Genomic DNA, 12234 nt, shown 5'->3' on the forward strand with positions numbered 1-12234 from the left:
AGTTTCTCGTTCTTATTTCACGTTTATTTCTTCGATTTGAGCAAATTCCTTAATAAAACTCGCCAGTTCAAACAATAACGCCAGACGATTATTTCGCACGGCTTCGTCATCACTCATCACAAGCGTATTCTCAAAGTAAGCATCGATCGCTGTCCGTAACGCCGCAAAAGCTCGCAGTCTATCGACAATAATCAAGGTTGGATACTCTTTTTTCAACTTCTGAACGGCATCAAATAACTGCTGTTCTGACTCATTTTCGAAAAGACCGGGATCAATAGTTACATTACCTTGATGCTTCTTAGAAATATTAACAACACGCGCAAGAGCTTCCATTGTTGGACGGAACCACTCCGCATCGCGATTTTTATTCAGCAACTCCGCACGTTCGATTAACTCGGGTACAACATTGCTGCCCGCCTTAACCACCGCATCAATAATATCATGGCGAATTTGCTGATCAGAAAGAATTGCACGTAATCGATTTTGCAAGAATAATTCTACCTGCTCGAAAACTTCTTCACTTGGGATTGTATTCAAGCCTTCAGCACGCTCAATTTCGACCGTATCCGCTAATACAGAAAGCAATCTTATATCCCAGTTTTTCGCTTGAATAATACGCATAATTCCTAGCGCACTGCGACGTAAACTAAACGGATCCGCCGAACCAGTAGGCACGATATTCACACAGAAAAATCCAGTCAATGTTTCCAATTTATCAGCAACTGCAAGCAAAGCACCGATGTCACTTTGTGGCAACTCACCGTCCGCCGATGTTGGCATATAGTGCTCCCGAATCGCCGTCGCCACTTCCGCATCTTCACCTTGTAGTAATGCATATTTTTCACCCATGATTCCTTGTAATTCAGGAAACTCACCGACTAAATTCGTCACTAAATCAAATTTATAAATATCCACAGCGCGCGCAATCTTCCCTTTTTGTGCATCGGTCATGTTCAATTGTTCTGCAATAATCAGCGCTACCTTCTTCACACGAATCATTTTTTCCGTCAATGTTCCTAATTTTTCGTGGAAAACGATATTATTCAATTTCGCAACAGCTTCGTCAATCGTGATTTTCAGATCTTCTTGATAGAAGAAATCCGCATCAGATAAGCGCGCTCGCAATACTTTTTCGTTACCTTTCGCAACTGTTTCTAGGTGTTCATGATTTCCATTTCGAACGGTGATAAAGTACGGTCGCAATTTGCCAGCCTCGTCAACCACAGGGAAATAACGTTGGTGCTCCTTCATCGTCGTAATCAGAACTTCCTCAGGTAACTCCAAATACGCCTCATCAAAAGTAGCGTGCAGGACCGTCGGATATTCTACTAAATTATTAACCTCTTCCAAAAGACCCGCGTCAACAGGAATCTTCCAGTTCTCTACCGCTTCGATTTCCTCAATTTGGCTCACAATCGCCGCTTTTCGTTTCGATGCATCCGCAACAACAAACTGGCTCAAAAGTGTTTCTTCATAATCAGCCGGATTCGTAATCGTCACAGAACCACCCAAGAATCGATGTCCACGTGTTTCATTTCCAGTCGCTACATTCGTAATTTCAAATGGAATCACTTGGTCACCGAACAGCGCGATCAACCATTTAATCGGACGAATATATTTCAAATCATAGTCTGCCCAGTGCATGCTAACAGGGAACGTCATCGAAGTAATGATTTGGCGCATCTCTGGCAGTAAGTCCATCGTCGCTGCACCTTTTACTTCTTTCTCCAAATAAATATATTCGACACCATTAATTTCCCGGAATTCCAGCGTTTCAGGATCAACACCTTGACCTCTCGCAAAACCTTGTGCCGCTTTTGACCAGTTACCGTCTGCATCTTTTGCGATCTTTTTAGCTGGGCCTTTCGATTCTTCCACGCGGTCTGCTTGTTTTTCAGCTAAATCCTTCACGATCACTGATAAACGACGCGGGCTTGAATAGACTTCTGTCGTTTTATATTCCAAATCATTTTCTGCAAGCCATTTTTCAATACGTTCTTGTAGTTGTTTGACAGACGCAGTAATGTATTTCGCTGGCATCTCCTCTAAACCAATTTCCAATAGAAAATCTTTACTCATGATCTGCGCCCTCCTTATTTTTCATTAGTGGGAATCCAAGTTTTTCACGCTCATTGTAGAATGTCTTCGCAATGCGACGCGCCAAGTTCCGAATTCGAGCAATATACTGCGCGCGTTCCGTCACTGAAACCACACCTTTTGCATCGAGCAAGTTAAACGTGTGCGAGCATTTCAACACATAATCATACGCTGGAAAAACAAGTCCCTCTTCCATTTGACGACCCGCTTCACGCTCATACGTATCAAAAAGCGATAGCAACATGTCGCCATTCGACGTCTCAAACGCATATTTCGAGTTCTCATACTCTGCTTGATAGAAAATATCGCGATACGAAATGCCTTCTGTCCACTCCAAATCAAATACATTTTCTTTTTCTTGAATATAAGAAGCTAAGCGCTCTAAACCGTATGTGATTTCAGAAGTAACAGGCGAACATTCCAATCCACCGACTTGCTGGAAGTACGTAAACTGCGTGATTTCCATGCCATCCAGCCAAACTTCCCAACCAAGACCCGCGCAACCAAGCGATGGATTTTCCCAGTTATCCTCAACAAATCGAATATCATGCTCCAACGCGTTAATTCCAAGCTTTTCAAGCGATCCTAAATACAACTCCTGAATATTATCAGGTGACGGCTTCATAACAACTTGAAATTGGTGATGCTGAAATAAACGGTTCGGATTTTCCCCATAACGACCATCAGCAGGACGACGAGAAGGCTCCACATAACCCGCTTTCCACGGCTCCGGACCAATCGCTTTTAAAAATGTATACGGGCTCATTGTTCCCGCACCTTTTTCCACATCATAGGATTGCAACATAATACAACCTTGTTCAGACCAATAATCTTGTAACGTTCGGATCATCGTTTGTAAATTCATCAAATCCACCTCCATAAATTTTAGGCATATAAAAACCCTCGTCTCTATGCCTCCTAAAAAAAGAAAAGCATAGGGACGAGAGTATCTCGCGGTTCCACCCTACTTGGATAGATCATACCCGGTGTAAATCGGCGACAAGCGCTCGCATACCAACGATTCCGCGGACTTCCGGTTCTCATGTACAATCGTACACTCCGCTTCCGGATTCCACGGAATCGTTGGAATACAAACGCTTTCGCTCGATTTGTGTAAAGCCATGTTTTACGTCCTACCCATTTAAAAAATAAAAACCAGTCGGGCGTTTCATAGCCTTGCATCTCACGAAAGGGTACTCTCAAATCCCACCTTGATTTCGTTCGTGCTCGGGAGGGCCTTCTTAAAAAGATTCACGTTCGGCTTCCACCATCTCCGAACTCGCTTTGAAAAGAGCTTTTTAATACTAGTTTTCCGTCACTGCACCTATTGTTCATATCTTAAAATTTACCGCATTTCGAGTGAAAAGTCAATCGCCATCTTCTTTTTCCGGCTTCGTTTTTAATAATTCATCCCAATTCTTCATATTATTAAGGAACTTCTTGCTCTTCAAATACAGGCCAGAATACTGCTCGTAATACGTGTCAATCGCGCGCTGCAACTGCTCTTTCGTCTCTTGTTTTACGCTGATATTTCCAAGGCGATCCAACTGAAAAATATAAAATAAACGCAATAATTTCACGACGTTTTCCGACAAGTGTAAACGATATCTATCACGCTCAAAACAGCGGTGACACACCAAACCATTCGAATACGCCGAAAAATCAAATCGCCCCTCTGTCTGCCCACAAATCGCGCACTTATCCATCGTCGGGTATAAACCTAGAACCGGCAACATCTTCATCTCAAAAATTTGCGTCAATACTTGCGGATCGTATCCCTCATCAATATGATGAATAATTTGATAAAAAAGTTCATATAAATAGCCATTCGCTTGCTGTTCCTCTGTCGCTTTATCTAACAATTCACAAGCATAGGTCGCATACGCCGTTAGAAAAATATCCGTTTGAATCGATGAAAAAGAAGTAATCGCTTCGCCTTGTTGTAGCGTTCCTAACCCTCGATTCGGATAAAAAGTGAAGACACCATTTGTGAAAAGTTGCGTCACACCAGCGAGTCTACTCTTCGTTTTCTTCGCGCCACGAGCGACTAAACCAATTTTACCGTATTCTCGGGAGTAGATAACGACAATTTTATCAGATTCTCGGTAATCGGTCGTTCGGATGACAATTCCTTCACATTTTTCCATTTCGTTTCACTCCTTAACCTCCATTATACAACATCATTTTGAAAAAAAGATAAATTTTCGTTTATTTAATGCGTGCGCTATTGTACAATGGTAATATTAAGATATAAAAGGAGCGTTTCAGATGATCACAGCATTGCTTGTTTTTACAGTTTTTTTCTTATTTTTATGTTTTGTCGCCCTCGTTGTTGGTGTTATCCTACTCATTGTTAGGAAAAATAAATGGCCTGGCGCGATCATGACTTCCGCTTCTGCTTTTCTTGGTATTATTTTTTGCGGCGTATTTGCTGTAGGAATCGCTTTTAGCGGCCTTTCATCCGATTATTCGATGATGGGCAACCATTCCATGATGTACGACGATTTAATGGATGGTTCGAACTACGATGATACGAACGGCGAAGATGATCCTTATGATGGTTCTGAGGAATATAGTGAAGACGAAGGTTACTACGCAGATGACTATATCACCTACAAAGTTGGCCAAGTAGCTGAATTCGAGGATAACGTCTGGATCAATGTTACGAAGCTAGAAAAATGGCCTGGTGACACAGATTTAGACAGTCCAATGGCGGGTTATTACGTGAAAGCAACCGTCACTATCGAAAATAAAGGCACGCGATCAGCTACTTATTACGCTGACGATTTCTTGATTTATGATAACACTGGTGCCGAGGGCGATAACGCGTACAAAGAAGACTGGCGCGAGATTGTAAAACCGGGAACGAAAGTAACGAAGACCGTTTACTTTGATGTTTACGGGGATGGACCGTTTCATGTGGCGCTTTATGATGTGTCATGGAGTGGCGCGGTAAAATAAGACGGTAAATAAAAACAGAACGGACTTTTTAGAGTCGGTTCTGTTTTTATTTCATTAATACGTCTTAACTCTCGTCATGATCAAAACCAAAGTCATGCAAATAATGCTCTTTATCACGCCAGCCTTTTTGCACTTTCACCCAGATTTCCAAATACACTTTCGATCCTAATAAAAGTTCGATCTCTTTCCGCGCGCGCATCCCGATTTGCTTCAGCATCTGGCCTTGCTTCCCAATCAAAATACCTTTTTGCGTGCTGCGTTCTACGATAATTTGTGCCATAATATGCAGTTTTTGCGTCTCGGGATTTGTTTCAATGCCTTCGATAACGACCGCAACGGAATGTGGTACTTCTTCATGCGTAAATTTCAAAACCTGCTCACGAATCAGCTCGCCGATAATAAAGCGCTCTGGATGATCCGTAATCTGATCTTCTGGATAATACATCGGACCTTCCGCTAAATGCTTCGTTGTTTCCACAAGTAAGGTCTCAACATTGTTACCTTGAAGCGCCGAAATCGGAACAATCTCCTCAAAATCAAGCAACTCGCTATATTTTGCGATCAAGTCCAACAATGCTTCTGGTTGAACGAGGTCAATTTTATTAATCAATAGGAAAATTGGTGTTTCCTCTACTCTTTTCAGTTTTTCGATAATGAATTCATCGCCGCGACCGTAACCTGCTTCCGCGTCGATCACAAAGAAAATCATATCCACTTCTCGGAACGTATTTAGTGCTACGCGTACCATGAAATCGCCTAATTTATGCTTTGGTTTATGAATCCCCGGTGTATCGATAAACACGACTTGCGCATCATTCGTTGTGTACACACCTTGGATTTTATTGCGTGTTGTTTGGGCTTTGTCACTCATGATCGCGATTTTTTGCCCAATAATTTGATTTAATAACGTCGATTTTCCTACGTTAGGACGGCCGACAATTGCCACAAAACCTGACTTGAAAACGTCACTCATTTTTTAAGATCCCCCGGAGTAAAGGCGCCTGGAAGTAGTTCGGAAACAGTCACTTCCACAGTATCACCTTTCATATTTGTTAAAACTACTGGCATTTCTGGTGCGCAAAATTCGCTGATAACTTGACGGCAAGCGCCACAAGGAGCAACGGGACCTTCAGTATCAGCCACGACCACCAATTTTTTGAAAGTATGTTTACCTTCTGACACTGCTTTAAAAATCGCCGTTCTTTCCGCACAGTTAGTTAAGCCGTACGACGCGTTCTCGATGTTACAACCAAGCACGACCTCGTCATCCGTTGTCACAAGCGCTGCGCCAACTTTGAATTTAGAATATGGCACGTACGCATTTTCACGTGCTTGTTTCGCTAAATCAATTAAATTATTTTCTTTCATCTCAAAAAGCTCCTTTTAAAATAATTTTGGTATAAAAATAATAAGTCCAATGACGGCAGAACATAACGCAGCGAGCAAAACTGCGCCTGCTGCAACGTCCTTCGCTTTTTTTGCGTAGGGGTGAAATTCTTCTGTCGCCACGTCCACCGCACGTTCTATCGCTGTATTAATCATCTCAAACGCCAACACGTTAAAAATGGAAAAGATCAGAAATAACCATTCTACTTTTGTCACTTTGAAAAATACACCACAAATAATGACAATCATTCCAGCTGTAATGTGAACACGCATGTGGCGCTCTTCTAAAATAGCTGTTTTAATCCCTGTAAAGGCATGAATAAATGATTTTCTGAAACGCCGGTTACCCGAAGCTACTACTTTATCTTTCGAGTCCATAGGCATTCAACACTTCTCTTTGTAATGAAAACATCTCGTCTTCATCCGCAGGCTCGATATGATCATAGCCTAAGAGGTGCAGCAGGCCGTGTAACGCTAGAAAACCAAGTTCGCGATCGAATCCATGCCCGTACTCGTCCGCTTGTTCTAACGCCCGTTCCGTCGATATAACGATATCCCCTAAAATACGAGGTGCCGCCATATCCGCATCCCAAGCAATTTCTACTTCTCCTTCACCCAATTCTTCTAGGGCAAACGAAATCACATCTGTCGGCTGATCTTTATCCCGATACTCTCGGTTAATCTCTTGAATTCGCGCATTTTCAACAAACGTTACCGCAAGTTCGCTTTCATCTTGAATTTCCAATTTTTCAGCCGCGAATTGTAGTAAATCCTCGACCAATTCAAGCGCCTCTTGTGATAGTTCCTCTGTTTCATCCATCATAGCAAGATCTAAAGTCATTATTTACCTCCTCACTTATCTTCCGCAGGATATTGAATCCGTTGATGATAAATTCCATTCAGCGTGGCGCACAGAGTTGCACGCACCACTTCTATTTCTTGAAACGTAATATCGCATTCGACATACTGTTTATCTTTTATTCGATCTTCAATGATACTGTCAACAATCGCTTTAATTTTCTCTTTCGTCGGCGCATCACAAGATCTCACCGCTGCCTCAACGCTATCCGCAATATTAATAATCGCAATTTCTCTCGTATGCGGTTTTGGCCCTGGATATCTGAAATTGGCTTCCTTCACGTCTGGATTTTCTTCCTTCGCTTTGTAATAAAAATACTTCACAAGCGTCGTACCGTGATGTTCCAGCGCAATATCAATAATCGGTTGCGGGAAATGATTCTCACGCAAAATCGCAGCACCATCCGTCGTATGCGCAATAATGATATCGCGACTCTGCTCTGGCGTCAAGCGGTCATGCGGATTAATTCCTTGCAGCTGATTCTCTACAAAGTAAGGCGGCCTGAGCGTTTTCCCAATATCGTGATAAAAACAACCAACACGCACTAGCAAACTGTTCGCACCAATGGCGTCCGCACAAGCTTCAGCCAAATTTGCAACCATCAAACTATGGTGATATGTTCCAGGCGCTTTCATCATAATTTTCTTAAGTAATGGATGATTTGGATTCGATAACTCCACTAAACGGCTGGTCGTAAGCATCCCAAAGACAGTTTCAAACAGTGGAATCATGCCAATCCCGAGAACAAAGGAACCGACACCGCCTAGAAAAGCATACCCAACAGGTCCCCAAAACGCAAGCGTGAGCAGGCCTGTATTACTGATTAATAGGAGCAAAATGACAAAAGCCGTGTTCGCGAGCCCTACGATAAATCCTGAGAGTAAAATCGCAGAACGTCGACTGTAATCGCGCAAAACAACAATACTAGCTAGACCACTAAGCAAAATGTATGTCGGAACCGTTATGTTAACCGCTGCCGTTGCATCACTTTGGAACACAAAGAAACTCGCGACAGACGTAAAAATGGTCATCATAAAGGCAAACTTCTCGTTTAGCAGGATTTTAATAATCATTGGGCCAAACGCGGCTGGGAACAGGAAGGAAATGTTGCTGATATAAACACCTTCTAAAAAGCGAATGATAAGTAACATCAGTAATACAATGATATATACCGATGAAAAAACTAACATATATTGATTTTTAGTAGGTTTATCAAGACTTTTCTGCTTGTTTGTGAAGAAATATAGCATGACCGCAAGTGATAATAACAACAAAGCGAATCCTGCATATTGTTTAATTGGCATTTTTTGATCTAATAGATGTAGTAAGTCCAACTGCCGATAAATTTCGCGATCAATAATTTGTCCTTCCTGCACAACAACCTGACCTTGAAGTATCTTCACTGGGACGACATTAGCCGAGGCTTCCTTCCGCCTGTCCTCCGTTTGCTGTGCGCTATAAACCTCATTTGGAACAATCGCGTAGGAAAGGATCGTTTTAGCAATACCTTTATAGCTCGTTGGCAAATTAGAAAGCTCAATCGTATCACGCGCACCAACTTTTATATCCGTTAAATTATCTTTACGAACACTCTGATCCATCGCGACATCAAGAGCACTAATGACCTCTTTCTCAACAGCCTGTATGTCTTTCACGGTCATCTGTAGAAGTGTCGTTAGAACCGTATTACTAAGTGCTGACGTGATATTCTCAGAAACATCCTTTGATAGTTTTGATTTTAAAGATGCCAGCTTCTCATCTAGCGTCGTTGGAGCAGGAGTGGCATTATTCGCTGCCTCTGCTGCTTTTTTATTAGCCGCATCCTTTTCAGCCGCGTCTCGGTTTACCTCCGTCACATAAGCAAATAAAGAGCTAATGAGCGATTCGCGATTCTGCGCCGTTTCCCGGTTAAAGACATACACATCATCCACGTCCGCGGCAGCTTTTGTTTGCTCCTCCGCCGTTTTCTCTGGATCTTCAATCGTTTGCGGCGAACGAATCGTTTTCTCCGCTACTTCAAAAAGCTTCACATTATAAGATTCCGGCTTCACCATCTGACAAATAAGTACAAAGGCTACAACGAAAAAGAAGATTAAAATAACTGGTGTTACGTACCTTTTCCCCGTTTTATCATACCAGTCTATCCATTTCTTTCGATTTTTCATCCGTACCTCCTTTTATGCATAAAGTAAACTCTCTCATTCTACTTCAACTTTCCTTCATACGCTTTAATGATTTCCGCAACAAGCGGGTGACGCACAACATCAAAATGTTCAAAATAGACAAAACCGATATTTTTCACATCACGCAAAACCGACTCAGCATTGACAAGCCCACTCGTTGCACCTTTTGGCAAATCAATTTGCGTCGTATCGCCGTTGACAATCATTTTCGATTCAAATCCAAGCCGCGTTAAAAACATTTTCATCTGCGCGACCGTCGTATTTTGCGCTTCATCAAGAATAACGAATGCATTATCGAGTGTCCTCCCACGCATATAAGCAAGAGGTGCGATCTCAATAACCCCACGATCCATCAAACGAGTTGTATGCTCTACGCCAAAAATATCGTACAAAGCATCATAAACCGGGCGTAAATATGGGTCGACCTTCTCTTTCAAATCCCCAGGTAAAAAACCTAGACTCTCGCCAGCCTCGACAGCCGGACGCGTCAAAATGATCTTGTTCACCGTCCCTTTTTTCCAAGCCTCTACAGCCTTCACGACCGCAAGATACGTTTTCCCAGTTCCAGCAGGACCGATTCCAAAAACAATATCAAATTTATTAATCGTGCGCACATATTTGCGCTGACCAAACGTTTTCGGACGAATCATCTTTCCCTTTGCATTCACCGTTATTTCTTCATCATAGAGACTAGCAAAATACTCAACAGTCCCATTTTGCTCCATTTTTATAGCTTGTGTCACATCTCGTTCATCCACATGTATATCTTTTAAAATAACACTGACTAGCGCTTCCAAAACTGCAGCTACATGCGCCTCATCAACTTCCGTTCCTTGTATTGTTATCGTCTCTCCGCGAGTGATGATCTGTACTTGGAAAGCGTCTTCGATTAATTTAATGTGTGCATCATTATTTCCAAACAGTTCCCTAGCGTCAAACCCGTCCGCAAGTGTCATCTTTTTATTTTCATGGTCTGTTGGCATCCAAATAACCCCTTCACTCTAAAATTAACTTCGTGTGTGACTATATTATACACGAAAGCGCGGGATTTGGGTATTATTCGGCGCAACAAGAGCCATTTAATGGATATGTAGCGTATCAAAAAAAGAGCCAGCGAACTGACTCTTTTGATTTTGTTTTATGAAAGATATTGTTTCACGAATTTATTGACTGCATTTCCGTCTGCTTTACCTTTTACTTTAGGCATAACAGCGGTCATCACTTTGCCAAAATCGGCTGGAGATGTTGCACCAACTTCTTCGATCGTAACTTTTACAATTTCAGCGATTTCTTCCTCAGAAAGTTGTTTTGGCAAATACGCCTCCACAATCACAATCTCATCTTGTAACTTCTCGACAAGGTCAGCTCGATCTGCCTTTTCGAATTCGTTTAGAGAGTCGCGACGTTGTTTCATTTCGCGGGAAAGAATGGTCACTTCGTCGTCAGGAGATAGATCATCTGTACCTAGACGAATGGCTTCATTTTGCAAAGCCGCTTTTAACATGCGGATAACGGAAAGCTTTTCTTTCTCTTTCGCGCGCATCGCTTGCTTCATATCCTCATTCAGTTGGTCAAGGAGACTCATGCTTTACTTCGTCCCTTCGATTAGAATTTGCGTTTTCTTGCTGCTTCTGATTTCTTTTTACGTTTTACGCTTGGTTTTTCATAAAATTCGCGCTTTCTAACTTCTTGCATTGTACCTGTTTTGGAAACAGTACGTTTAAAGCGACGAAGAGCATCTTCAAGCGATTCGTTTTTACGAACTACTGTTTTTGACATCTCTCTTTCCCTCCCTCCGACACTTAAATGGACAAGGATGCCCTAAGCTATTTGGAAACCTCGCACAAGACTAGCCTGTGAATGAGTCCAAAGTAATGCACATACTATTTGCATTCACTCACTAAAAATTATAAACCAATCCTTGAGGCGAGTCAATATGCAATCGTTAACTTTTGCCGATTTATTTTTCAGTTTGTTAACAATCTTCTTTTCCTTTACCCATTTTTAGCAAGTTCAAACGCATAAGATGCCGCTGCTAAAAAATAAAACGGTGCTGTTTCCGTTCGCAAAATTCGTGGACCCAGCCCTACTTTAAGCGCATGATGAGCTTCTAGTTTAGCAATTTCTTCCGCGTCAAAACCGCCTTCTGGACCAAAGATAGCGAGTACCGATTGGTCTTTTTCCATCGTGCCAAAAAGTGTGGCTAAAGCAGCCGTTTCACCCTCTTTAGCGCTTTCTTCATAGGCAACCACGACATAATCGTACGCGGCCGACTTTTCGAGCAAGGCCGCAAACGTATCCAGATGCTCAAAATCAGGAATAAAACTCCGATGAGACTGTTCAGCGGCTTCCATTGCGATTTTTTCTAAACGCTCTGTCTTCTTCTTCGCTTTTTTACCGTCCCATTTGGAAATCGAACGTTTCGCTGGGAAAGACAAGAAATGCTTGGCGCCAAGTTCCGTTCCTTTTTGCGTGATCAGTTCTAATTTATCACCTTTTGGCAAACCGCTCGCAATCGTGATTTCAACAGGAAGCTCTGAAGACGCCTCCAGCCATGATATCACATTGAGTCGTACAAAATCTTCGCCAAGCTCACTAATCGCCGCTACCGCTGTTCTCTCGTCTGGTGTGACAAGATAGACTTCATCCTCGAGCTTCATTCGCATCACACGTGTTATATGATGAAAATTATCCCCAGTAATCACGGCCGTCTCTGCTTTTATCTCATCCACAAAATAACGTTGCATC

The 12234-nt window shown here is 42.3% G+C and carries 13 protein-coding genes; 1 reads left to right on the forward strand and 12 read right to left on the reverse strand.

Features of this window, described 5'->3' with window-relative positions; translation table 11 throughout:
* Positions 1-12: 12 nt before the first annotated feature.
* The 3 genes from glyS to recO all read right to left on the reverse strand — a co-directional run bounded on the left by glyS (position 13) and on the right by recO (position 4244).
* Entirely contained in the window at positions 13-2079 is a 2067-nt protein-coding gene (gene glyS, locus UE46_RS09085; protein ID WP_036061875.1) for a glycine--tRNA ligase subunit beta, read from the reverse strand.
* Positions 2072-2962, reverse strand: coding sequence for a glycine--tRNA ligase subunit alpha (gene glyQ / locus UE46_RS09090; RefSeq protein ID WP_036062039.1), 891 nt, complete (start codon positions 2960-2962; stop codon positions 2072-2074). Before glyQ ends, glyS begins: the two co-directional genes overlap by 8 nt.
* 502 nt (positions 2963-3464) lie before the next feature.
* Positions 3465-4244 carry a DNA repair protein RecO gene (gene recO, locus UE46_RS09095; protein WP_036061873.1) on the reverse strand — a complete coding sequence of 260 codons (780 nt, stop codon included), beginning with the start codon at positions 4242-4244 and terminating at the stop codon, positions 3465-3467.
* A gap of 121 nt (positions 4245-4365) precedes the next feature.
* Here recO and UE46_RS09100 point away from each other — a divergent pair, with 121 nt between their 5' ends.
* A complete protein-coding gene (locus UE46_RS09100; RefSeq protein ID WP_118907563.1) occupies positions 4366-5058 on the forward strand; it encodes a DUF4352 domain-containing protein in 693 nt (230 codons plus the stop codon).
* 64 nt (positions 5059-5122) lie between these two features.
* Here the strand turns inward: UE46_RS09100 and era are convergent, their stop codons facing one another.
* From era to UE46_RS09145, 9 genes are all read right to left on the reverse strand, one after another.
* Positions 5123-6031 (reverse strand): GTPase Era, encoded by a 909-nt coding sequence (era, locus tag UE46_RS09105; RefSeq protein ID WP_036061870.1) that lies wholly within the window; start codon positions 6029-6031, stop codon positions 5123-5125.
* Positions 6028-6426 (reverse strand): cytidine deaminase, encoded by a 399-nt coding sequence (locus tag UE46_RS09110; protein ID WP_036061869.1) that lies wholly within the window; start codon positions 6424-6426, stop codon positions 6028-6030. The genes era and UE46_RS09110 overlap by 4 nt, the downstream gene beginning before the upstream one ends.
* A gap of 15 nt (positions 6427-6441) precedes the next feature.
* Positions 6442-6828: a diacylglycerol kinase family protein gene (locus UE46_RS09115; RefSeq protein WP_036061867.1), complete on the reverse strand. Its 387-nt coding sequence runs from the start codon at positions 6826-6828 to the stop codon at positions 6442-6444.
* The gene (gene ybeY / locus UE46_RS09120) at positions 6806-7288 is read right to left on the reverse strand and encodes an rRNA maturation RNase YbeY (RefSeq protein WP_233231020.1); all 483 of its coding nucleotides are present in this window, start codon (positions 7286-7288) and stop codon (positions 6806-6808) included. The genes UE46_RS09115 and ybeY overlap by 23 nt, the downstream gene beginning before the upstream one ends.
* Before the next feature lie 8 nt (positions 7289-7296).
* Positions 7297-9468 carry an HD family phosphohydrolase gene (locus tag UE46_RS09125; protein ID WP_036061863.1) on the reverse strand — a complete coding sequence of 724 codons (2172 nt, stop codon included), beginning with the start codon at positions 9466-9468 and terminating at the stop codon, positions 7297-7299.
* Between the two features lie 38 nt (positions 9469-9506).
* Positions 9507-10469, reverse strand: coding sequence for a PhoH family protein (locus UE46_RS09130; protein WP_118907564.1), 963 nt, complete (start codon positions 10467-10469; stop codon positions 9507-9509).
* Between the two features lie 155 nt (positions 10470-10624).
* Complete coding sequence (locus UE46_RS09135) at positions 10625-11071, reverse strand: GatB/YqeY domain-containing protein (RefSeq protein WP_036061861.1); 447 nt, start codon at positions 11069-11071, stop codon at positions 10625-10627.
* Positions 11072-11091: 20 nt separating this feature from the next.
* Entirely contained in the window at positions 11092-11265 is a 174-nt protein-coding gene (gene rpsU / locus UE46_RS09140) for a 30S ribosomal protein S21 (protein ID WP_036061859.1), read from the reverse strand.
* 215 nt (positions 11266-11480) lie between these two features.
* Positions 11481-12233, reverse strand: a complete 753-nt coding sequence (locus UE46_RS09145) for a 16S rRNA (uracil(1498)-N(3))-methyltransferase (protein WP_036061857.1) — start codon at positions 12231-12233, stop codon at positions 11481-11483.
* Between the last annotated feature and the right edge of the window lies 1 nt (position 12234).

Origin of the sequence: Listeria weihenstephanensis (assembly GCF_003534205.1) — a bacterium.
Taxonomy (GTDB): Bacteria; Bacillota; Bacilli; order Lactobacillales; family Listeriaceae; genus Listeria_A; species Listeria_A weihenstephanensis.

What these genes read in the sequence shown, in the direction of transcription:
- glyS (WP_036061875.1), bottom strand. Translation starts at nt 2,079, where the DNA reads ATGAGTAAAGATTTTCTATTGGAAATTGGTTTAGAGGAGATGCCAGCG.
- glyQ (WP_036062039.1), bottom strand. Translation starts at nt 2,962, where the DNA reads ATGAATTTACAAACGATGATCCGAACGTTACAAGATTATTGGTCTGAA.
- recO (WP_036061873.1), bottom strand. Translation starts at nt 4,244, where the DNA reads ATGGAAAAATGTGAAGGAATTGTCATCCGAACGACCGATTACCGAGAA.
- UE46_RS09100 (WP_118907563.1), top strand. Translation starts at nt 4,366, where the DNA reads ATGATCACAGCATTGCTTGTTTTTACAGTTTTTTTCTTATTTTTATGT.
- era (WP_036061870.1), bottom strand. Translation starts at nt 6,031, where the DNA reads ATGAGTGACGTTTTCAAGTCAGGTTTTGTGGCAATTGTCGGCCGTCCT.
- UE46_RS09110 (WP_036061869.1), bottom strand. Translation starts at nt 6,426, where the DNA reads ATGAAAGAAAATAATTTAATTGATTTAGCGAAACAAGCACGTGAAAAT.
- UE46_RS09115 (WP_036061867.1), bottom strand. Translation starts at nt 6,828, where the DNA reads ATGCCTATGGACTCGAAAGATAAAGTAGTAGCTTCGGGTAACCGGCGT.
- UE46_RS09125 (WP_036061863.1), bottom strand. Translation starts at nt 9,468, where the DNA reads ATGAAAAATCGAAAGAAATGGATAGACTGGTATGATAAAACGGGGAAA.
- UE46_RS09130 (WP_118907564.1), bottom strand. Translation starts at nt 10,469, where the DNA reads ATGCCAACAGACCATGAAAATAAAAAGATGACACTTGCGGACGGGTTT.
- UE46_RS09135 (WP_036061861.1), bottom strand. Translation starts at nt 11,071, where the DNA reads ATGAGTCTCCTTGACCAACTGAATGAGGATATGAAGCAAGCGATGCGC.
- rpsU (WP_036061859.1), bottom strand. Translation starts at nt 11,265, where the DNA reads ATGTCAAAAACAGTAGTTCGTAAAAACGAATCGCTTGAAGATGCTCTT.
- UE46_RS09145 (WP_036061857.1), bottom strand. Translation starts at nt 12,233, where the DNA reads ATGCAACGTTATTTTGTGGATGAGATAAAAGCAGAGACGGCCGTGATT.